Source organism: uncultured Faecalibaculum sp. (assembly GCF_910588395.1).
In the GTDB taxonomy this organism is placed as follows: domain Bacteria; phylum Bacillota_I; class Bacilli_A; order Erysipelotrichales; family Erysipelotrichaceae; genus Faecalibaculum.
In genome coordinates this window covers 40,012-61,404 of the sequence record NZ_CAJUPA010000002.1, presented here as the reverse complement: position 1 = coordinate 61,404, position 21,393 = coordinate 40,012, and the positions used below count along the sequence as shown (strand labels likewise).

The window sequence follows — 21,393 nt, the reverse complement described above, 5'->3', positions numbered from 1 at the left end:
CGGGTAAGAAATTTCATCTGATCAAGAATTTTTACCTCAGTCATATTTTTACCGATGTAAATTCCTCGGATTTTTACGCCGGGCAACATTTTCCCGGAGTAAACGCTTTTAAATGCCATTATACTCCGCCTGGCATTAGAAAAGAGACCTTGCGGTCTCCATTCTAAGAAAGTTTTAAGAAAGGGAATTTGATTATGAAGTGAGCCTCTATCCTTGGCTCACCCATAGGATACCAGTCCGATGTGGATTAAAGAACGCCGCATTGTGTGATAATATGTGATTATTCTTTACCCTGTTCATTGTTCAGAATTTCCTGCAGACGCAGGGTTTCCTCATCCCAGTCGAACACCAGCAGACAGCCATTGGAAAACCATTCCGGCTGCCTGTCGCATTCTGCCAGCGTGAGAATCAGACTGGCGGCTATGCCATGGGTGACTGCCACCGCGCTCTGGCCTTCCGGTGTCTGACTGAGAATATAGCCGATGCCTTTGGCCAGCCGGTCCCGGGCTGCTGTCAAATCCTCCGCCCCATGCGCCGGCAGCTCGTCCCAGCCGGGTGCCTGTGCCGAGGGTTTTCCGTCAAATTCACCAAAGGAATACTCCCGCAGCGCCGGCATGGCCATCCGGCTGGCATGAGGGAGCAGAATTCCGGCGGATTCCACCGCCCGTCCCAGATCGCTGCACCAGATCACATCTGGCTGGAGCCCGGCCTGCTTCAGAATGGCACCGGAGATTTCCATCTGTTTCCGGCCTTCTTCTGTCAGCGGCGAATCACTCCAGCCCTGAAGCCGGTTCTGCGTATTGAACTCTGTCTGTCCATGACGGATCAGAATCAGTCTTTTGTGCTGGCTGTCCGGGCGTTTTTCTTCTGCTGTGTTTTCCATGCTTCCAGCTTCTCCTTCCTGCAGATCGCGGTGAAAGGACATTCGGTGCAGCGGGGATTGCGGGCTGTGCAGAAATAGCGTCCGAAGAATATCATTTCGTGATGCCCCCTGTTCCAAAGCTCCCGGCTGATTTTCCGCTTCAGCTTTTCTTCCACTTTCTCCACCGGGTCCTGGGGCTTTGCCAGGCCCAGGCGCTTGGAAATCCGGTCCACATGGGTATCCACCGCGAAACTGGGAATTCCAAAGGCCACGCTGCGCACCACGTTGGCGGTTTTCCGCCCCACGCCCGGCAGGGATTCCAGTTCTTTGCGGCTGGAGGGAACCTGGCCGCCGTGAAGTTCTTCCAGATCCCGGGCCAGCGCCGCGATGTTTTTCGCCTTGGTCCGGTACAGCCCGATGCTCTGAATGTACGGCTCCAGCTGAGCCGGGGAAGCGGCAGCCATGGAGGCCGCATCCGGATAAGCCGCAAACAGTGCCGGTGTGACTCTGTTCACCGCCGCGTCTGTGGTCTGTGCCGACAGCACCACGGCAACCAGCAGCTGAAACGGCGTGTCATGATGCAGTTCGCACTCGGCATCCGGAAAGATTGTCTCCAGCTCCCGGATGATTTCATCCCCGGTCCAGGAACTCTTACCGGCGCTCATTCCGGTATCCTTTCCGCAGATCCTCCGTGCTCAGGTTTTTCTGTTTCCAGGACATCAGGATCCGTTCAATGTAGCTGGTATCCGGGTGGTCATAGGCAATGGCTTCATCCAGCGCCAGCAGCACCCGGTCTTCACCGTAAGCCGCACTCATGTCCAGGATCCGCTGCATTTCCTGACTGGACAGCGTCCGGGCAAAAGCGTCTTCGAACTCCTGAATGAGGCTTCTGGCCAGCGGCTGCCCCACGCTGGTGCCTCTGTCATAGACTCCCTGGGTCTGGAAGCGGACTCTGCCCCCTTCCATGGTGAAATCCAGCAGGCCTTTGTCGCTGAGATCTCCCAGGGTCTTTTCCGCCTGGGCGGCGGTGATGGACAGCTTTTCGCACAGAATGTCATGGGAGACAGGAATCTGTGCCTTGTTCAGATATTCGATCATCAGAAGCGTCAGTGCTTCCAGATGGGTGAGATGCAGGGTTTCCAGGTGCCCCAGGATCCAGGTCGCATGATCCATCCAGGGGCTGTTCCAGTCGTTGCGGTCGTTCAATGCGCATCCTCTCTTTCATAAATCCGTGTCAGGGTGTCATAATCCAGCATGATCATCTGGCCGGAGCCGTGAATCTCATAGACCGGGCTGTCATAGCCAAAGGCCAGCCGGATGGAATCCGATTCGATGTCATAGTCCTTTTTTGCGGTTTCTTTCGCCGCGTCATAATCCAGGGTCTCGATGCCCCGGGTGGTGAGCTGGTGACCGTTGTTGTCAAACCAGTACAGTGTCTCTTCGGTGTAGCCCTGCCACGTTACATAGGCAAAGGTATTCTGTTCCAGTCCTTTGATTTCCGGGACCTCTTCCCGGATCACCGTTTCCACAGCCGACAGCTGCGCGTCGTGCAGCCGCACCGGACCGGATATAAAGAGGGCCCAGAACACGGAAACCAGTCCGATGGCCAGGGCCCAGAGCAATATCGTCATGGAAAGTCCGTAGGTTGTTCTTTTCCGGCTTCCCTTCTTCTTTCTGTTTTTTGCTGGCATCGTTTTTATTATACCGCCTGACGCACATCTGTCATCCGGCTTGGTGTCCCGTATCCCGGCTCTCCAGCATGATATATCCGGTGAAATCGTGACAGACCACTTCAATGTAGGCACTGCCGGCAGGAAGCACGACTTCCTGCTGAAAGTATCCGGCATAGCTGCACAGGGGCGTGCTTTCCTTTCCGGCGCTCAGCTGCACAGCCACCTCTCCGCCATCCTGCCGGATGCATCCTGTGAGCAGCAGCGTGCGGGGGTCTTTCTGGGCGCCGCCAAAGACCGGTTCCTTCAGCGTCAGGTCTTCTCCCTGCAGTTCATAAGTTCCCTGGGCTCTGTCGCTGCCGCCGGTGCGGTGTCCGGTGTACAGCAGATTCTGCACCAGCGGCGAAGTGATCGCCAGACTGCCGATCACCACTGCACCGGCCAGTGCCACAAGCCATGCAATGCGTTTCTTCATGCCCCCATTCTAAATGCCCCGCCTGCCGCCGGTTCTAACACCTGTGAAAGAAAGGAATCCTGCCTGACCGGCGGCCATCGGCAGGAGCGAAAGCGGATCAGCCAGTCAGCTGGCGGCAGAAGCGGCTTTGCGTGCGGCGGCGTTTTGCTTCATGGCGTTGCGTTTGCTGCGCAGAGAGGCTCTGAGCCACCACAGGGCGTTGATTTCGCTGCCGGCAAGCAGGATCAGACTGGTGAGGTACATCCACAGGAGGAGAACAATGAAGGCGCCCAGGGTGCCGTAGATGGCGCTGTAATCGGCGAAGTTTTCCACGTAGAAGGAGAAGGCAATGCTGGAGATGACCCAGGCGGTGAGGGAAAACAGGATTCCCGGGAGGAGGGATCGAAACGGGATCCGGGTGGAGATGGAGAGGCGGTAGAGAATGATGAGGGAGAGGCACATGAGGGCGGCAGCGATGAGGAAACGGCCGTACTGCCAGAGGGTGAGGAGCAGGTCTGAGAGACGCAGGGTGTCAGCGGCCAGCAGCGAGACCAGGAAGCTGATAACGTTCTGTCCAAGGAGAATGAGGATCAGGCTGGCGGCAAGGGTGAAGGGGATCAGAAGGGTGCACAGGATCTGTTTCAGGGTCCGTTTCACCACACCGTCTTCCTGCTGCTGGCGGTAAGCGATGCGGATGCCGTCCATGAGGCTGCGGATAAAACGCCAGGGGAAGTAGACGGAGAACACCAGGGCGAAGATCAGCAGCCTGACATCGAAGGTCCGGGTGACGTACTCCAGGTAGCTTTTCAGCATGGCGGTCATGTCGGCGGGCAGGACGTGGGAGAGAAAGGTGTTCAGGGCGGCGATGTCTATGTGCAGGGAGCCGATGATGAGGCTGAAGAGGATGAGCAGGGGAAATATGGAAAACACCAGGTAGTAGGAAAGCGCAGCAGCGCGGGTGGTGAGATCGTCGTGGATGCACCGGGTGACGAGCCTGGTGAGGGGAGCGAATTTGCGGATAAGGGTTTTGCGGGCCTGAGACAGGTTCACGGACAGATTCTCCTTTCAGAGCCGGCGGAGTGCCTGGCAGGGTGGGGGCATGCAAACTGTGACAAAGCTGCCTGCACTGGTTCCACCTGAAAACCGGCTGTGTTTCAGGCAGCCGGTTTTCATGCAGTGGCGCTGTTTCCGAACAGCGGTTTATTCGTGGTGGCAGCAGCCTTCACCGTGATGGTGATGGCCTTCGCCGTGGCCGCAGCAGCCTTCGCCATGATCGTGGTGGCTTTCCCCATGACCGCCGCAGCAGCCGCCTTCATGGCCGCCGCATCCGCATACGGTGTTGAGCACAACGAGTTCGCCGTTGACCAGATCGATTTCCAGTCCGTCCACCACGTCCCGGGCTTCTTCGGGGATCACGATATTGATGTCATTGATGGTTTCCGGCTGATCGTCTTCGGTGTAGACATCCAGTCCGATCACCGGGCTTTTGCCGCAGCATGTCTCCTGAATGGCCACACGCAGGCCGTGGGCGCCGGTTTCCTGCAGGGCCTGCTGCAGAACTTCTCTGGCACTGTCTGTAATTCTCATATCAATCGCCTCCGCACCCATTTTACCATCAGAGGCTGGCGCACCAGCTCCGGATGAACCGGGCGGTGCTGTCGGCAGCGGTTCTGGCGAATTCTTCAAATTCCATGGGGTTGTCTTCATGGCCGGTGACATCCGAGAGAGCCCGCACGGCGATGAAAGGCACGCGGAAGGCATCTGCGACCTGGGCGATGGCCCCGGCTTCCATTTCGGCGCAGGCGGCGTCTGGCCAGGTGGATTTGATGAAGGCGATGTCTTCGGGAAGGGCAATGAACTTGTCCTGGCTGGCCACGATGCCCAGTTCGCTGGGCATCTGCAGGGTGTCCATGATCTGTCTGGCGCGGTTCACCAGACGCAGGTCCGGATCGAAGGTCTTTCCTTTGCCTTCCGGGCCGTCCAGGATGGAGGTGTCGTAGTCTGCCTGGATGATGCGGGAACTGATGACCAGGTCCGCGACTTTCTGTGTCTCCAGCAGGCCGCCGGCGACGCCGGCGTTGATGATGTAGTCCGGGTCGCAGAGGTCAATGAGCAGGGTGGTGGCCATGGCTGCCAGAGCCTTGCCCACGCCGCCCAGGGCCATGGTGACGTCTTCTCCTTCAATGGTGCCGGTCCAGAAGCGGATGCCGGCGGTTTCCGTGGCGCTTTTCACCTGCATGATGCCCAGCAGAGCCTGGGCTTCTTCTTCAATGGCGGTGATGATTCCAATCATGCTGTCTCCTTCTTTCTGCAGATATAAAAATACTTCTCTCCCGGCTGCAGCCCGGGCAGGTCGAAGTCCGTGGTGACGCTTGCGATGTCAAAGCGCCGTTTCAGTTCTTCTTCCACAAAGGCAGGATCATGGACATGCTGCACATGGTGTTCCTGCAGGGTGGTCCCGTCCGTCAGATAGAAGGCGAAGTCCTGGTACAGCCGGTCTTCTTCGCTTTCGATCACCCACTGCACCTGGGTCCCGTCGTCAAAGGTGCCGGTTTCCACATACCCCTGGTCAAATTCCTCCAGCCGGTCCAGACTGTGCATGTCAAAGCACAGCCATCCGCCGTCATTGAGATGATCATGGACCTGGTCCAGCCACTGTATGAATCCCTGGCGGTCCAGGTAGTTGACGGAATCGCACAGACAGGTGATCACGTCCCAGGTTCCCAGAGAGTCAAGATCTGTCATGTCTCCTGCAAGCCAGGTGACGGTGTTTTCCGGGTCCTTGGCGGATGCAGCCCGGATCATGTCCGGAGAGAGATCCATGCCGGCTGTCTGTTCATACAGGCCGGCCAGCTGCCGGGTGATTTCCCCGGATCCGCAGGCGCAGTCCAGAAGCGTTCTGCCCCGGCGGCCGATCCAGTTCACCCACTGAAGGGTGGCTTCGTCGTCCTTGACCAGGGCATCGTAATACCGGGCCAGAATGCCGTAGTTCATGCCTGTCCGGATTCTGCCGGACGACCGGCTTCTTCGGTGCGGTCAATGAACACATCCCTGTACAGCCGGTCCAGTCCGTAAAACTCCCGTTCGTCCTGCACAAAGACATTCACGACCACATCCTGAAGATCCACCAGGATCCATTTGGAGTCCTGCCGGCCTTCCACCCGCATGTCGCAGTTCAGATTTTCTTCCCTGAGCTTGTCCTTGATGCTCTGCACCACGGCGTTGTTCTGCCGCAGGTTGCTGGTGCTGCACACGATCATGGTGTCCATGAACGGAGAAAGATCCTTCATGTCGTAGACACGGATGTCCGTGCCTTTTTTGTCTTCAATGGCGTCGATGACGACGTCTGTCAGTTTGTCCATACTGCATCCTTCCTGTGGGAATCCACGTATTCGCGGTTGGTTTCCCTGCATTTTTCAAAGCCGGCTTTCAGATCCCTGCAGCACAGGTCGATCAGATCATAGCTGTCGTAGCCCCGCAGCGGGTCGAGTTTGTCGGCGCAGAACACACACATGGCCAGGGGATCGTCGCTGGTTCCCTTGACATGGTGGAAAATGGCGTTGGAGATCCGGGGATCGTGGATGCCGAAGACCCGGTCCGTCACCTGCGCCCCCACATAGCTGTGCCAGGCAGCGGGGTGCATGGTCAGTTCCTGGGGACAGACGGCTTCCAGCCAGGGCCGCATGCGGTCTGCGGGCATGGCTTTGCAGACGTCATGAAACAGGCCTGTCAGCCAGGCCTGATTGGCGTCCAGTCCCGCGGCCGCGGCAAACTGTTCGGTGAGTCTGGCCACGGAAAGACTGTGCATATAGCGGTGCTGGGGAACGCGGCTCTGCACAAATTCCTTGCAGTAGAGCCGGTTGGCGTAAAAGTAGTCCAGCAGTGCCTGGGGAACGTAATTCAGCCGGTTGCCCCGGCGTATTTCCGTGCTGGAGACCGGCACGGGATCCATGTGAATGTAGTGAATGGGATATTTTGTCCGGGGACTGCGCCCATCCCGGGCCACAGCCGCAAACTTCACCAGCCGCGCCAGCGCATCGGCTTCTTTCCATTTGTGAAACTGCTCCACCTGATCGCTGCCCACCAGAAAGGTGAAATCACAGTCCGGATGTTCCTTTTTCAGGTACCGCACGGTGTCAATGGTGAAGGACTCTCCTTCCCGTTCCAGCTCACAGGTTTCCACCCGCATCCGGGGTTCATCCTGCAGCGCGATTTCCAGCATCTTCCGCCGGTGTTCACCAGGAGTCAGGGGGCGGCTTTTCAGCGGCGCCTGTGTGGCAGGAATGAACCACACTTCATCTGCCTCCAGCTGATCCAGGGCAGCGCGTGCCATGGTCAGATGCCCGGCATGGACCGGGTCGAAGGATCCTCCCAGCAGCACGATGCGCCGGCGGGGCAGAAGCACCGGAGGAATGCGGCTGATCAGTCCGGCGGTGGGCACCGGCGGCACAAACACGCCGCAGTCCGCTGTGCTCACAGGCGGATGCCCAGCTTGTTTTCCTTCGTGGGCCGGTACAGCAGAATGGTGCGTCCGATGATGTGCACCACATTGGCGCCGGTGGCCGCCGCCAGGTCGATGGCGGCTTCCCGGACATCCAGCGGTGCGGTTTTCAGAAGATTGATTTTCACGAGTTCATGGGCATCCAGCTGAATGTCCAGATTCTTTACGGTGTTTTCGCTCAGACCGTCCTTGCCGATCTGCAGCAGCGCCGGCATGCCCTGTCCCAGGCTCCGGAGTGTTTTCTTTTGAGATGCATTGAGCAGCATCAGATCATCGCCTTTCGAAATGTTACATCCACGCCCTTGTGGGCTTTTACATACACGTCCTTGATATCGCCGGATACCGTGAACCAGCCGATTCCCGCAATGTCCACATCCATTTTTTCACCGGGATGCAGCTTCGGGGCATGCCAGGTGTGCAGGGTGAGCAGACTGGTGTCTGCCGCGGGGGACAGCATGCCGTTGAGGTGTTTTGTCCAGAGTTCATCGGCTTTGGCCAGTTTTCCCCGGTGAATGGGCAGACTGCGGGAGAAGTTGCCCACCACGGTGGCTTTGCCGTCTGTCTGCACATCCAGCCGTGCCAGGCCGCCGGCGGCAAAGGACTGGTCTTCATAGATCTGCGAGACAAAAGGCCGGATGGGTTTGGTGGGAATGACGGTTTTGAGATCCTTCGCCGGGAGAACCGACAGCAGACTGTGGTGGTTTTCGATGCCCGGGGTGTCGTAGATCGTCCAGCCGTCCTGTTCAATGGGAATCAGGTCCAGGGTGGTGCCGGGGTTCCGGGATACAGTGAGATCCCCGGAGTGCAGCAGCTGATTGATGAGGGTGCTTTTGCCGGCATTGGCTGTCCCCATGAAGATGACATTGCCGCCTTTGCGGTAATACTCCATGGCAGCTTTCAGGTTGTCGATGGATTCCTGTGCCATTTCCCCGTGTTTGAGCAGGCCGCCCACGATGAGCATGTCCTTGACTTCGATGCCTTCATCCTTCAGCCGCCGGTCCACGAAGTCGTAGATTTTTTCGTCTGTCAGAGACTCCGGCAGCACATCCCGCTTGGTGAGCACCAGCACGATGTCCTTGCCGGGGAGCTTGCGGTTGAGGCGGGAGATGAGGTTGGATTCAAAGGCGAAGAGATCCACGACCCAGAAGACCGTGCCGTCCACTTCGCTGATTTTGTCCAGGGTCTTCGAAGATTCGATGCCCTGTTTCATGTCGATGGTCACATCACCGTAGTTGCGGATGCGGAAACACCGCTGGCAATAGGAAGCATCCAGTTTCGGGACATAACCCAGGGCATCCGGATCTTCGTTCTGCAGCTGCACGCCGCACCCTTTGCAGTATTCAGTCATCGAATTTCCTCCTTTTGAACGCGCCTTTCTTTTCGTAGTGGTCCAGAATCCGGTTTTCGAAGAACCGGTTGATTCTGGTGTCGAACTTGTCGCTTTCGGTGATGGGATGAGTCAGGATCGAGTACACCCCTGCCAGGTTGGCTCCCAGGATGTCGGTCATGAGCTGATCCCCCAGCAGGGCGGTTTCTTCCGGTTTTACGTGATAGAACCGCATGGCTTTTTTCAGGTTCCGGGGCAGCGGCTTGCAGGACAGGCAGAACACCTTTTCCACGCCGAGATCCCGGGCAAACCGGCTGGCGCGCTTTGGCATGGCGTTGGATACCAGGGCAACTTTCAGGCCGGCACGCTTCACCCTGCCGATGAAGCGCTTCACCTTGACGTTGTTGTCCGGATCGTTCCAGGCCACCAGGGTGTTGTCGATGTCGCAGAGCAGCAGTTTGATGCCCTGGCGTTTCAGCTTGTCCAGGTCCAGGTTCGAGTAATGAGATATGTAGTAGTCTGGTCGAAATAACACGGGATTTCCTCCCTCCGGCATTAGTTCCATTTTACGTTTCGTGCCGGAGATTGTACAGCCGCCCGTCCTGGCACAGGGACACAGGGTCGTGCAGGCTGGTGTCCGGATGCGGTGAATGGCGGGATGCAGATTGCGGATATGGCCGGGGCCGGATAAGGCAAAGTGACGGTTAAAATAACAGCCTGCTGCATTTCTGCACCAAACTAACGGCAGTTATGCTATATTCACGCATTTATAATGGGATTAGCCACGTAGATTCGGATTTATGTTGCGTATTCCTGCACACAAAGATACAATACGTTTACAAGCAGACGTCCTGTATAGTCCAAAACCGGTTCTGGAAACGTGATTGCATTGCACGAAAGGAGCGTATGTCATGAATGATGCATTGTATGTGTATGACAACCCGTTCAAAAAAGTGATCCAGATTGCAGATCTGGCTGCTTTTATCCTGAATCAGCTTCATCCTGATTTTCATTCCCTTCAGGTTGCGCAGATCGTTCCCTGTTTTCACCGGGATTCCCGCCGGGCCATCACGCTGCGGAATACCGAATTCAGCTTCGGCGGCCACATTCTGCATGCGGATTCCCTTGGGTCCGCGGATCTGCCTGAGCAGGATTCGCCCCGGATTTCCAGATTTCTTCTGCATTTTGAAATGCAGCTGGAAAAGCACCCCGGTTATCCAATCGAAAACCGGCAGAATGTCTATGCCCACGGTCTGCTGGATACATTCAAACCGGTGCACCGGTACGAAGACCGCCCTCAGCTGGTTTCCATATGGCTGTTGCCCCGGATGGGAAAGGTAATCGACAAAACGCCTCAGGTCGTGCCGGGTTCTGCCAGCGGCGGGTATCTCCCTTCATTTTTTGAGGAGCCGGAGAAATGGTATACTGAAGAAAACAGGAACCATATGAAAAAGCTGGTCACCCGGCCTGTGGCGACCATTCTGACGGTGGAGTTCGGCATTCCGCCTGCAGACGCAACAGACCTGCAGAAAGTTCTGTACAACGTGTTTCTGCTTCCGGATGACAAGCGGGACTACGCGTATCTGGAAAGCCAGGGAATTCATCTGAATACGGCGGAAAGAGAGGATATTGATACGATGCAAAAGGAAAACAACATTTTCTTTGCGGATGGCAAAGATGTCGGCAAAGCTGAAGGACGTGCTGAAGGACGTTCCGAAGGGCAGCGTGAGATTCTCAACCTGCTGCGCTCAGTAGATCCGAATGCCTTTGAGAAGGTGACGGCTCAGCTGGAAGCTTCCAAGCCTGCCGTGTCCGGCAAGTAACTTTATTGCCTGCATCGTCTGTTTCGATGCAGGCTTTCTGGCTTTCAGATGAAGCCTCTGTGCCTGCAGCCTGCCTTTTGCATTGGATTGCCTGAGGCAACCCGATGCAATGGGCAGGCGGAAAGAGAGGATATTGATACGATGCAAAAGGAAAACAACATTTTCTTTGCGGATGGCAAAGATGTCGGCAAAGCTGAAGGACGTGCTGAAGGACGTTCCGAAGGGCAGCGTGAGATTCTCAACCTGCTGCGCTCAGTAGATCCGAATGCCTTTGAGAAGGTGACGGCTCAGCTGGAGAACGGAAAACCCGATCCTGCCGCCCGATAACAATTATGGCCTGCACCTCGTTTCGGGTGCAGGCCTTTTTGACAGCAGCTGCTGCCCTTATTGTCTCTGCCTGCCGGCTTTCCTATGCATCGGAGGCTTTATGAGTCAGACGCTTCCACCATGTCCAGCCAAGATCCGCACCAAGAAAATCCTTCACCAGCCGGGCTTTTGCCTCTCCCTGCTCCCATAACTCGGGAATCCCTTCCACACCACGGCTCAGAGCCTGTACCCCATGAACATCATCGGCGTAGATGGACAGAAGTTTCCCCTGGGCCTGCAGCTCCTTGACCAGTCGGACTGATTCGTTGTAACGGATCACATTTTCCCGCAGCGCTTTGGCTGCACCGGGATACTTCCAGTCAAACAGAAGGGCTGCATTGTGAAATTTCTCCAGATTGGCTTCCTCTTCCATGGGATACGTCGACAGCAGGACGATTTTCTCCGCCCCCTGCTCCAAAGCCCGGCGTACCGGGACCAGATCCGCAATTCCCCCATCCAGATACGGAATGTTGCCCACCAGATACGGCGGACATGCCGGCGGCAGACTGCTGGAAGCCTTCAGGATTTCCATCCCGTGTTTTTCCAGCATCCGTTTCGCAAAGTACGCCGGCGCCCCCGTCATGGCATTGGTGGCTACAACCGTGAGCTCGCTGCGGGAAGCCAGGGCTCTGGCCAGTTTTTCCGGATCGTCGTAGACCCGGTCCAGATCCACATACGAGCCTTTGGTCAGATAATTGCTGAAGGAAAATACCTTCTTCCTGGCATCCGGATCCATATAAAACGCCCGGGAAGCTTCCATGTCCCTGGCCAGGTAGTTCACCAGATTCGCTGCACCCGCCGAAACACCGTAACAGAGATCGAAGGAAATATGGTCTTTCTCCAGACCGGACAGTACCCCGGCGGCAAAAGCCGCCTGCATGCCGCCGCCAACATCAATAATGGCGGTCTTCAAAGCTGCTCCAGACTCCAGAGTATGCCCCTGGCCACTCTGCCGGCTGCGTCCTGAAAATGATTTCCTTTCTCCTGCTGAAGGCAGCAGCAGATGTCTTCCTGCGTGAAGACGGCCTTCAGTTCCTCCATGCAGGACCAGGTGGTCTGCAGCACCGGATTCTTCACTTTCGTTTCCCGGTCACCCAGGGACAGCCAGATCGCCCGGGGACGGTGCAGGAAAGCGTGATCTCTCATATAATCCGTGAACCCCGGAAACCACACCGAGCCCGAAGCGCAGACCAGCGCGTCATAGCTGCCGGCGGTTGTGGGAGCGAACAGCGCAAAGAGCCCGCCCATGGAATACCCCGCCAGAATGCTGCAGGTGCTGCCTGTGACCTCCCGGGCCCAGTCAGCGGCAGCTGCCACGGTCCGGGCAAAAGCCGGCGCCTGTCCGGTGAAGTGGTCATCGGCCATCACCACCGGATCCTGCGGCCAGGGGGACAGATCCTCATCCCATTGCAGGTCCAGGGGCATGAGTATGTTCAGCGGCCGGTCCACTGCTTCCAGGATCGCATCTGTGGCCTGGGCATGGAAGATGCAGATCACCAGCGGCAGATTCTCCTTCTGTTCCTGCTGCCGCAGCAGAAACCGCCTTCCGTCAAAACTCTTCACTGTTTCCATCATGTTTCATTCCCCCATTTCCTTTGTCTCTTCCCAGCGTGCCGGTTCAATGACCATGATGTCTTCCATGTCCGCAAATCCCATGTCTGCATACAGCGGCCTGCCCGCGTCGCTGGCCTCCAGCCAGATTTTTCCCGCCTGATGCTGCCAGGCCTGGTCCATCAGCCACTGCACGATTTCATAACCGTACCCCTGTTTCCGCCAGGGTTCTCTCACATAAATGTTCATCAGATATCCGCAGCGTCCGGAGGGATTGTCCGGGCTGGGCATCTCCTGCTGCAGACACAATCCCCCGCAGCCCACAATGGCCTGGTGCCAGCTGCCAGCCGGTTCCCTGGAGGACACAGGCTCCAGCAGCTGCCGGTCCAGGGCAAAACACGCAATATGACCGGTTCCCAGCTGTCCCTGATAATACCGGCGGTTGGCGCTGCGCAGTCCCTCCAGAGAGCATCCTGCAAACACGTGCTCCAGCGTCTCCATCCGCCAGTCCAGCAGGATCTCCAGATCCCGGCTCCCGGCTTCCCGGATCATGCGTCCCTGCCCCCGGCTTTCAGCGCCCGGCTGTCCACTTTTCCATTGGCCGTCCTGGGAAACGAGGATACCACTGTCACGGTTTCCGGGATCATATACCCGGTCAGATACCGCTCCATGAACGCGCTCAGCGTCTCCCGAAGCTGCGGCTCCGCATCCGGCTCCGGCTGAATCCATCCGTGAAGATGACTGCTGCCGGCGTCATCCATCCAGGTGGTCACCACAGCCTCCCGGACACCGGGACAGCGCTCCATGACCCGTTCCACTTCCTCCGGCTCCACCCGCTTTCCGTAGATCATCACCTGGTGGTCCAGCCGCCCGGCAAAGACATAATTCCCGTCCGGCAGCTGATACCCCAGATCCCCGGTATGATACATGTCATGATCGAACATCCGGTTCTCCGCTTCGTGATCCCCGATGTACCCCGCGGACACACCATTTCCATACACACAGATTTCGCCGGTCTGACCCGGTGCCACCACATTGCCCTGTTCATCCAGGATCTCCAGCGCCGCCCCGGCCACCGGATGACCAATGGGATAGGTTCCGTCCCCCAGCGGTTTCTGCTTCCAGGTGCTGTAGTAGCTGGCGCACACCGTAGTCTCTGAAGGACCGTAGGTGTTGTATACCGGAATCTGTTCCCTGATCCAGTCAATCTGATCCTGATGCAGTGTATCCCCGCCGCAGATCAGCAGCCGCAATGACTCCGGCAGGATCCGCTCCCGGTTCATCTGCGCTGCCAGCCAGGGAAAACCCGACACAAGCGTCACCTGATGATCCTGACAGTACTGCATCCGTTCATGAAAATCACCGGTGGCGGGAATTGCCAGCGTCGCCCCGGCAAGCAGCGTCGTGAACACTTCCTCCACAAAGATATCAAACGTGCACACAGACCCCTGCAGCATGACATCGTCCGGGCCATTGTGAAATTCCCGGTGAAACGCCCGGACATAATGCATCAGATTGCGCTGCCTGACACAGACTCCCTTGGGGCGGCCTGTGCTCCCGGAAGTATACAGAATATAGGCAGGATCCTCCCCGCTGATGGCAGGCGGCTCAAACGCCACCGGTTCCAGAGGCAGTGACGGACACAGGGCGACAGTTCCTTCCGGCACCACAGATACATGATCCGGCTGCGTGATCACCGTGTGAACCCCGGCTTCTGTCAGAATCTGCCGGATGCGCTCCGGCGGAAAATCCGGCTCCAGCGGCACATAGGCTTTTCCGGCTTTCAGCACCGCCAGAATGGCGGCGATCATCACCAGGCCATGATCCAGTATCACGCCGATGCAGGACTCCTCCGGCAGCATGGCAGCCAGGGAGTCCGACAGGGCATCCAGCTGCTCATAGGTCCAGGCGGTGGCATCATCCAGAACCGCTGTCCGGTGACCATACTGCCGCACCACCCAGTCAAACGCGGCAGGCACAGTATCGAAATCAGGAAGTTTCATGTGTTTCATGGTACCAGTGTAGAAGCTTGCGACCGGATTTGACCCTGAGTTGCCCGGCTTCTGAAGATGGAACCCGGACCTGCAGCGAAAAGACAAAACGCGAAGCCAGTATCTGTCGGCTTCGCGTTTCTGTATCTGAGACCGGATGATCCGGCTGTGATGCTGTTTCTATCGAACTGCTGCGTCCAGGTGCAGGTCCCGGATTCTCGCATCCCGGTTGGCTGCCAGCTCAAGGCTGTTGTACCAGCAGATGCTTCCGTCCTGCTTGGAACGGACGATGATTCTCGAATGCGCATCACGACCGACGATGATTGAACCCGTCTCTGCCATGATTTCGCTGATGTTCATGTTTCAGGCTCCTTTCTTTCGTTTTCAATTTCTTTCACTCATTATAGGATATCTGAACCATGAACGGAATTGCATTGACCCGGTTGGTCAGTCAATTGTCTGAATCTGTCAGAAAGGGACCGGATCCGGCCTGGATCTGTGCAGCGGGGGCATACCGGTCCATCAGCGCCCGGGCGCTTTTGATCCCGTCGATGGCGCTGGTCATGATGCCGCCGGCATACCCGCTGCCTTCCCCCGCGGGATAGATTCCGTCATCCGCCATCCGGGTGTCCCGGTCCCGGGGAATGCGCAGCGCGCTGGAAGCCCTGGTTTCCACACCGGTCATGGTCCCTTCCAGAAACCCCGGTACCTTCCGCTCAAAATCCTCCAGGCCCTGATGCAGCGCGTGATTCACTTTGTCCGAGAACAGTCCGTTGAGATCCGCCATGATTGTCCCCGGCTCATAGGTCGGGGCTGTGGACAGCGTGTCGCTGACGGTGCCCGTGAGATAGTCCGCCGCTTTCTGCACCGGCGCCCGGTAATCCCGGGACAGTTCAAAGGCTTTGCGTTCGATGGCTTCCTGATACTCCAGGCCCGCAAACAGCGCCGGACCGTAGTCCTCTTCATTCACCTGCACCAGCAGCGCGCTGTTGGCGTTTTTTCCCGCCCGGTCCGCGTAGGACATTCCGTTGACCACCAGCTGTCCGGGCTGGGCGCTGGAGGCAATGACATAGCCCCCGGGGCACATGCAGAACGTATAGATCCCCTTGCCGTTGTCCGACATGGCCGTCAGGGTGTACCGGGCGGGAATCAGCCGCGGGTCCTGGCTGAAATCATGCAGCATGGCGTCATTGATGAACGTCTGCGGATGCTCGATGCGGACCCCCACCTGAAACGGCTTGCTTTCCATGGCCACGCCATTGTCATGCAGCCGGCGCAGGGTGTCGCTGGCTGAATGCCCCAGGGCAAGAATCAGCGCCTGACAGGGCTCCCACCGTCCGTTGACTTCAATGGCCTGCAGCCGGTCATCTTCGATCTTCACCTGCTCCAGCCGGGACTCAAACCGGATCTGGCCGCCCAGCTCCAGGATCCGGTTCCGGATGCTCCGGATAATGCTCTCAAAGGCATCTGTGCCGATGTGGGGATAGGCATCCACGAGAATATCCGCATCCGCCCCATGGGCATGGAGTTTCTCCAGCATTTCATCCACCAGCGGGTCGCGGCTGCGGGTGGTGAGTTTGCCATCCGAGAAGGCACCGGCTCCCCCTTCTCCGAACTGTACATTGGATTCCGGATCCAGTTCGCCGGTTTTCCAGAGATGGTCCGCGTCTTTCCGCCGGTCTTCGATTTTCCGGCCCCGTTCCAGCACGATGGGGCGGTAGCCATGTTCTGCCAGATCCAGTGCCGCAAACATCCCCGCGGGCCCGAAGCCTGCCACCACCGGAGGAACTGTCAGCGGAATCACGCCTTTCGGAACGAAAGGAGCCGGCGCCTGGGGCGTCTGTCTGACATCTTTTCTGGTCAGATACCGGTTCTCACCGCGGATATCGGCGTCGATGATCCAGGAAAACGTCACGTCGTGATGCCGGGCATCCACAGACCGGCGGTAGATCTTCCAGTCTTTCAAGTCGCCGTTTTTCAGCCCCAGCTTTTTCATCAGGGCATGTTCAATGGACCGTCTGTCGGTGTCTCTGGTCTTCACCTGGGATATTCTCAGCATGATCCTGCCTCTCTTTCTCCTGCTACTTCATCAGTGTACGGTGTTGCCCGCCCTCTCCCAAACAAATCGCACAAAATCACCACCAATGGGCTGTTTTCCGCAGGATCCGGCCCTGTCTCAGGCCGCAGGCCGCATCGGCATACAGGAAAAACCCCGGGACCAGTGCAGGCTCCGGGGTGGGTGTCAGACGAGATTCTTCAGAACCGGCCAGCGTTTCATGTTGGAGGTCACCAGGAAGGCGAATCCCTGGGCGCAGGCCAGAGTCAGAAAATACACCGCCAGATGAGCGCCGGGCAGGATCATGAGCAGGATCCTGGCGAAGAGAATGTGACTGGTGTAAATCAGCAAACTGTCTCGGCGCAGGGTGCGGTAGGCCGGATTGGGGGGCAGCCGCAGCCCCAGCAGCCAGTCCACGAGGAAAAACACCGCGGGGATGAGCATGAGAAACATGCAGGAGAGATCCTGGAGGATTCCCAGTTTGCCGTAGATCGTCACTTCTCCCACGAGCAGCAGCATGGAAATGCCGAAGGCTGTTCCGGCGGCCCGGGCTCTGACGCGTCTGGTTTTGGCCAGCAGCAGGCCCAGGGAGAGGAACATGGGGGCGAAGAAGAATCCGTCCCGGGCGGTGACCAGGGTCTTCTGAAAGAATCCGTACAGGATCGAGATATAGGGCAGCGTTTCCCAGTAAGGAGCGTAGATGTTGATGAGATACCCGATGAAATACAGCCCCAGGGAGACTTTGAGGGTGAACATCATCCCCTTTTTCTCATACAGCAGCCACACAATGACCATGCCCAGCATCATGGCGGGCAGAAACCAGAGGTGGTAATAGGAACCGTTGAGGAAAAAGTCCCGAATCCAGGACAGCACCGACTGCCAGGAGAAACCGGCGGCGGCGTAGTTCCAGATGGTGTAGGGCAGATAGATCACGGTCCATATCAGGTAGATCTTGCCAATGCGCCACAGGTAGGCTTTCAGCTTTTCCTGATTCTCTTCCATGCTGCCCCGGCGGATTTTCCGGAAGAAGAAGTACCCGGAGACAACAAAGAAGAACGGAACAGCCAGACGGCAGACCAGGGCAATGAAGTATTCGTTGAAGACCGGCGACATGTCCACAAAGGGATAGACGTGGATGGCGACCACGAGCAGAGCAGAGATGTAGCGCGCAATGTCAATGGCGCCGTACTGACGCTTAGCTGCCATGGTTTCCCTTTCTCATGCCGGCAGCATCTCCGGTGCCTGTGAAATACCGGGGGACCCGGGCGGTGATCCGGCAGAATGTCTCGTTGTTGATGGACTGGGACAGCCGGGTGATTTCGTCCACGGTGGCCCGCTGGTCCCCGTCCTGGCCGATGATCGTGACCACATCCCCGGGATGAACATCCAGACCGGTGACATCCGCCATGCACTGATCCATGCAGATGTTGCCTGTCAGCCGGGCTTTCTGTCCGTTGATGAGCACCGTGAGTCCTTTGTTGGAGATCAGGCGGGGAAGGCCATCTCCGTATCCGATGCCCAGGGAGGCGATCGTCACGGGTTCTTCAGCGGTGTAGTGACGGCCGTAGGAGACAGTCTGCCCGGGTTTCAGGTCCTTGACCATGGTGACGCGGGTGCGCAGGGACAGCGCGGGAATGAAGTCCAGTTCATGCACCACGGGAATGGCGTCGTCGCTGGTGACGCCCATGTACAGCAGCCCCGGGCGGCAGTAGTCAAATCCCATGTCCCCGTAGTTCAGGATCCCGTAGCTGTTCTGAATGTGGGCCAGACCTGGATCAATGCCGTTTTCCCGGAGCATGGACAGCAGTTCCTGGAACAGCCAGGTCTGCTTTTCCGTGAACTGACGGGCGTCTTCCTTCAGGTCGTCGCTGACGGGATAATGGGAGAAGATGCCTTCATTGGACAGGGTTTTCATGCTGTAGACTTCGAAGAACCCGTCCAGGTCCTTGTTCTGCAGCTGCCAGGAGATGCCGATGCGGTTCATGCCGGTATCGGCTTTCACATGGGTCCGCAGTCTGATTCCCGTGGCGGCCAGAGCTCTGGCATAAGCCACGTCCACCACTGTCTGGATGAGGTTGTTTTCCGCAATCACTGCAGCTTTGGCAGGATCGGTCCAGCCCAGGATCAGAATATCCGAGCGGATGCCGGCCTGGCGCAGCTGGAGCGCTTCCTCCAGTGTGGCCACACCGAAGAAATCCACGCCGTTTTTCTCCAGCACCCGGCTGCAGGCCACGGCGCCATGACCATAGGCGTCGTCCTTGACGATGCCCATGATTTTCGTGGGACCCATCAGTTTTCTGACCTGAGCCAGGTTGTGGGCCACGGCATCCAGGTCCACTTCGGTCCAGACACGCTCTCCGGCGGTATCTAGCACTGTCCCACCTCTTTTTCCAGAGACAGGCTGATCAGGTCCTGAAGCAGGCGCCCAAAGGGAACGCCGGCTTCGGCCATCATGCTGGGGTACCGGCTGGTGGCGGTCATGCCCGGGATGGTGTTCAGTTCATTGATCAGGATGCGTCCGTCAGGCTGCAGGAACATATCCACCCGGGTGAATCCGGTGCAGCCCATGGCCTGATACGCAGCAGTGGCCAGAGCGCGGGCTTCTTCGGTTTTTGCCGGGGTGATTCTGGCGGGGCAGTAGATGGCGGAATCCTTCATTTCGTATTTTCCTTCAAAATCAAAGATGCCGCCGTGGATCTCGATTTCGTCCACTGCACCGGCAAAGGGTTCCCGGTTGCCCATGACGGCACAGCCGATTTCAAATCCGGGAATGCATTCTTCCACCAGGACCTTGCCCCGGCCGTCCCACTTGAAGGCATCCCGAACGGCTTCGTCGAATTCCTCCAGGGATTCCACTTTGTGCACGCCGTAGGAGCTGCCGGCGTTGCAGGGTTTCACGATCCAGGGCAGCGGCAGCGTTTCCAGGATTTCTTCTGCGGAGAACGGAATGCCTGCTTTCAGGCAGACATACTTCGCGGTGGGAATGCCCTGGGCATCCAGCATGATGTGGGTGATTTCCTTGTCCATGATCATGGCCGAAGCCAGTGCGTCACAGCCCACGCAGTGGATGTTCATCAGTTCCATGAGGCCCTGCAGGGTGCCGTCTTCGCCGTTTTTGCCGTGCAGCACCGGGAAGACCGTATCCAGTTCGCGCACAGCGGCCGGATCGGCACTTTCGGGCCGCACATAGCCGCCGTGGACCCAGGCCACCGGTGTGGTGGTTTCCGGCGTGTTCCAGGTATCGTGTTCGATGTGGTCGATGTCCCCGGTGTATTCCAGAAACCGGCCCTGGGGGGTGATGCCGATCAGGGACAGGTCATAGCTGTCCCGGTCCAGATTGCGCAGCATGCTTGCTGCAGAGTGCAGAGAAACCGAATATTCACTGGACTGACCGCCGAACAGTACGGCGAGTTTGATTTTGTTCATCGCTTCATTGCCTTCTTTCTCCAGCCTGCGGGCCAGTTTGTCGAGCGCCAGGGCCCGGCTGCCTTTCACAAGGATCACCGTGTCGTCCTGAAGCATCGGCTTCAGGGTTTCAAACAGTGCGTCCTGATCCGGATGCCACCCCTGGTTCAGCCGGCTGAATACCGGACCGGTGGTGAACACCGGAATGCCCAGGGCAGCTGCATGATCCAGAACCGCGGCATGCAGCGCGGTTTCTTCCGGACCCAGATCCAGCATATCCCCCAGAACGGCCACATGGCTCCCGGGCAGAGCTGCCAGGGTGTCCAGCGCCGCAACGGCGCTTTCCGGATTCGACTTGTAGGAGTCATCCAGAATGTGGGCCATGCCGGCAGGTTTCAGGGCTGTGCGCATCCCGGTGAGTTCCAGGGTAGCCAGCGCCTGATGCAGATCCGGAGCGGGTACATGCAGACGGACTCCCAGAATCAGAGCCGGCAGGGCATTCACGCACTGAAAACTGCCCAGGGCATGAAGCTGCCAGCGCTGTCCCTTCCAGTCAAAGGCCATGCCGCCCTGTTCCACCTGCACCCGGTCGATGTCTGCGGCGGAGAAGGGAATCAGGACAATGCCGTTTTCTTCAATGAACCGCCGGTTTTCTTCCCGTTCCAGCTCCCGGGCCAGTTCCGGGGAATCCGCCAGATACAGAAACAGCCCGCCGGGTTTCAGTCCCCGCAGAATTTCCATTTTGGCCCGGGCAATCCCCTGCCGGGATCCCAGGTTTTCCATATGGGCGCTGCCAATGGAGGTGATCACAGCCGCATCCAGCGGGGCGATCCCCGTGAGGGTTTCGATCTCCCCGAAATTCTCCATGCCCATCTCCAGCACCGCCATCTCGATATCCGGATCGAATTCGAGAACCGTCAGAGGCAGACCGATGTCGCTGTTGCGGTTGCCCCGGGTGGCCTGCGTGCGCCCTGCCCGGGACAGGACCGCTTTCAGCATGTCCTTGGCACTGGTTTTCCCGTTGGAGCCCGTCACGCCGATGGTGAACGGCTGCAGCTGCTGCAGCCAGGCCCGGGCAATGTTCTGCAGTGCCGCCACGGTATCCTCCACCAGAATCAGGCCGATTTGCGCCGGATAGGGTTTGTGGTCTTTCTGCCACAGCGCGGCGGCGGCCCCGTTTTTGCGGACATCTTCGATGAAGTCATGGCCGTCCACCCGGGCTCCCTGCACCGGGACATAGAGACAACCCGGCGTGACCTGCCGGGAGTCTGTGACAGCGCCCTGCACCAGGGCGCCGGTATCCTGAATCAGGACCCCGCCGGCCATGGCCGCAAGGTCCCGCATTGTTTTTCTGATCATGTTGAATCCTCTTTGTCGCGTACCATTA

At 57.9% G+C, this 21,393-nt stretch carries 25 protein-coding genes; 2 read left to right on the top strand and 23 right to left on the bottom strand.

The genetic code is table 11. The features are described from left to right. Nucleotides 1-280: 280 nt before the first annotated feature. From QZ305_RS00945 to QZ305_RS00880, 14 genes are all read right to left on the bottom strand, one after another. Nucleotides 281-883 carry a histidine phosphatase family protein gene (locus QZ305_RS00945; RefSeq protein ID WP_294729621.1) on the bottom strand — a complete coding sequence of 201 codons (603 nt, stop codon included), beginning with the start codon at nt 881-883 and terminating at the stop codon, nt 281-283. Continuing rightward, entirely contained in the window at nt 832-1,527 is a 696-nt protein-coding gene (nth, locus tag QZ305_RS00940) for an endonuclease III (RefSeq protein ID WP_294729620.1), read from the bottom strand. Before nth ends, QZ305_RS00945 begins: the two co-directional genes overlap by 52 nt. After that, nucleotides 1,514-2,068 (bottom strand): DnaD domain-containing protein, encoded by a 555-nt coding sequence (locus QZ305_RS00935; protein ID WP_294729619.1) that lies wholly within the window; start codon nt 2,066-2,068, stop codon nt 1,514-1,516. The genes nth and QZ305_RS00935 overlap by 14 nt, the downstream gene beginning before the upstream one ends. Beyond that, the gene (locus QZ305_RS00930) at nt 2,065-2,553 is read right to left on the bottom strand and encodes a hypothetical protein (protein ID WP_294729618.1); all 489 of its coding nucleotides are present in this window, start codon (nt 2,551-2,553) and stop codon (nt 2,065-2,067) included. Before QZ305_RS00930 ends, QZ305_RS00935 begins: the two co-directional genes overlap by 4 nt. 31 nt (nt 2,554-2,584) lie before the next feature. Continuing rightward, entirely contained in the window at nt 2,585-3,007 is a 423-nt protein-coding gene (locus QZ305_RS00925; RefSeq protein WP_294729617.1) for a hypothetical protein, read from the bottom strand. Between the two features lie 105 nt (nt 3,008-3,112). Next, nucleotides 3,113-4,036, bottom strand: a complete 924-nt coding sequence (locus QZ305_RS00920; RefSeq protein WP_294729616.1) for a YihY/virulence factor BrkB family protein — start codon at nt 4,034-4,036, stop codon at nt 3,113-3,115. 150 nt (nt 4,037-4,186) lie between these two features. Further along, entirely contained in the window at nt 4,187-4,573 is a 387-nt protein-coding gene (locus QZ305_RS00915) for a hypothetical protein (protein WP_294729615.1), read from the bottom strand. 28 nt (nt 4,574-4,601) lie between these two features. Further along, a complete protein-coding gene (locus QZ305_RS00910; protein WP_294729614.1) occupies nt 4,602-5,279 on the bottom strand; it encodes a 5'-methylthioadenosine/adenosylhomocysteine nucleosidase in 678 nt (225 codons plus the stop codon). After that, a complete protein-coding gene (locus tag QZ305_RS00905) occupies nt 5,276-5,980 on the bottom strand; it encodes a class I SAM-dependent methyltransferase (protein WP_294729613.1) in 705 nt (234 codons plus the stop codon). The genes QZ305_RS00910 and QZ305_RS00905 overlap by 4 nt, the downstream gene beginning before the upstream one ends. Further along, on the bottom strand, nt 5,977-6,348 hold the full coding sequence (gene rsfS / locus QZ305_RS00900) for a ribosome silencing factor (RefSeq protein WP_294729612.1): 372 nt from the start codon (nt 6,346-6,348) through the stop codon (nt 5,977-5,979). The genes QZ305_RS00905 and rsfS overlap by 4 nt, the downstream gene beginning before the upstream one ends. Continuing rightward, nucleotides 6,336-7,463, bottom strand: a complete 1,128-nt coding sequence (gene nadD / locus QZ305_RS00895; protein WP_294729611.1) for a nicotinate (nicotinamide) nucleotide adenylyltransferase — start codon at nt 7,461-7,463, stop codon at nt 6,336-6,338. Before nadD ends, rsfS begins: the two co-directional genes overlap by 13 nt. Beyond that, nucleotides 7,460-7,753, bottom strand: a complete 294-nt coding sequence (locus QZ305_RS00890) for a YhbY family RNA-binding protein (RefSeq protein WP_294729610.1) — start codon at nt 7,751-7,753, stop codon at nt 7,460-7,462. The genes nadD and QZ305_RS00890 overlap by 4 nt, the downstream gene beginning before the upstream one ends. Then, the gene (locus tag QZ305_RS00885; protein ID WP_294729609.1) at nt 7,753-8,835 is read right to left on the bottom strand and encodes a GTPase; all 1,083 of its coding nucleotides are present in this window, start codon (nt 8,833-8,835) and stop codon (nt 7,753-7,755) included. Before QZ305_RS00885 ends, QZ305_RS00890 begins: the two co-directional genes overlap by 1 nt. Next, on the bottom strand, nt 8,828-9,349 hold the full coding sequence (locus tag QZ305_RS00880; RefSeq protein WP_294729608.1) for a YqeG family HAD IIIA-type phosphatase: 522 nt from the start codon (nt 9,347-9,349) through the stop codon (nt 8,828-8,830). The genes QZ305_RS00885 and QZ305_RS00880 overlap by 8 nt, the downstream gene beginning before the upstream one ends. A 376-nt stretch (nt 9,350-9,725) precedes the next feature. On the opposite strand from QZ305_RS00880, the gene QZ305_RS00875 reads away from it, so the two are divergent. Then, on the top strand, nt 9,726-10,637 hold the full coding sequence (locus tag QZ305_RS00875; RefSeq protein ID WP_294729607.1) for a hypothetical protein: 912 nt from the start codon (nt 9,726-9,728) through the stop codon (nt 10,635-10,637). A 141-nt stretch (nt 10,638-10,778) separates the two neighbouring features. After that, the gene (locus tag QZ305_RS00870; RefSeq protein WP_294729606.1) at nt 10,779-10,964 is read left to right on the top strand and encodes a hypothetical protein; all 186 of its coding nucleotides are present in this window, start codon (nt 10,779-10,781) and stop codon (nt 10,962-10,964) included. Nucleotides 10,965-11,046: 82 nt separating this feature from the next. Here QZ305_RS00870 and QZ305_RS00865 read toward each other — a convergent pair whose 3' ends face one another. From QZ305_RS00865 to murF, 9 genes are all read right to left on the bottom strand, one after another. Beyond that, nucleotides 11,047-11,916, bottom strand: coding sequence for a patatin family protein (locus tag QZ305_RS00865; protein WP_294729605.1), 870 nt, complete (start codon nt 11,914-11,916; stop codon nt 11,047-11,049). Then, nucleotides 11,913-12,578: a hypothetical protein gene (locus tag QZ305_RS00860; RefSeq protein ID WP_294729604.1), complete on the bottom strand. Its 666-nt coding sequence runs from the start codon at nt 12,576-12,578 to the stop codon at nt 11,913-11,915. The genes QZ305_RS00865 and QZ305_RS00860 overlap by 4 nt, the downstream gene beginning before the upstream one ends. Before the next feature lie 3 nt (nt 12,579-12,581). Next, complete coding sequence (locus QZ305_RS00855) at nt 12,582-13,106, bottom strand: GNAT family N-acetyltransferase (RefSeq protein WP_294729603.1); 525 nt, start codon at nt 13,104-13,106, stop codon at nt 12,582-12,584. Then, on the bottom strand, nt 13,103-14,566 hold the full coding sequence (locus tag QZ305_RS00850) for an amino acid adenylation domain-containing protein (RefSeq protein ID WP_294729602.1): 1,464 nt from the start codon (nt 14,564-14,566) through the stop codon (nt 13,103-13,105). The genes QZ305_RS00855 and QZ305_RS00850 overlap by 4 nt, the downstream gene beginning before the upstream one ends. Nucleotides 14,567-14,725: 159 nt before the next feature. Beyond that, the gene (locus QZ305_RS00845) at nt 14,726-14,905 is read right to left on the bottom strand and encodes a hypothetical protein (RefSeq protein WP_294729601.1); all 180 of its coding nucleotides are present in this window, start codon (nt 14,903-14,905) and stop codon (nt 14,726-14,728) included. Nucleotides 14,906-14,996: 91 nt separating this feature from the next. Continuing rightward, nucleotides 14,997-16,604 (bottom strand): NAD(P)/FAD-dependent oxidoreductase, encoded by a 1,608-nt coding sequence (locus tag QZ305_RS00840; RefSeq protein ID WP_294729600.1) that lies wholly within the window; start codon nt 16,602-16,604, stop codon nt 14,997-14,999. Nucleotides 16,605-16,787: 183 nt separating this feature from the next. Continuing rightward, nucleotides 16,788-17,807, bottom strand: coding sequence for an acyltransferase (locus QZ305_RS00835; RefSeq protein ID WP_294729599.1), 1,020 nt, complete (start codon nt 17,805-17,807; stop codon nt 16,788-16,790). Further along, entirely contained in the window at nt 17,797-18,975 is a 1,179-nt protein-coding gene (gene alr / locus QZ305_RS00830; RefSeq protein WP_294729598.1) for an alanine racemase, read from the bottom strand. Before alr ends, QZ305_RS00835 begins: the two co-directional genes overlap by 11 nt. Then, nucleotides 18,969-21,365, bottom strand: a complete 2,397-nt coding sequence (murF, locus tag QZ305_RS11755; protein ID WP_367268815.1) for a UDP-N-acetylmuramoyl-tripeptide--D-alanyl-D-alanine ligase — start codon at nt 21,363-21,365, stop codon at nt 18,969-18,971. The genes alr and murF overlap by 7 nt, the downstream gene beginning before the upstream one ends. Nucleotides 21,366-21,393 lie beyond the last annotated feature (28 nt).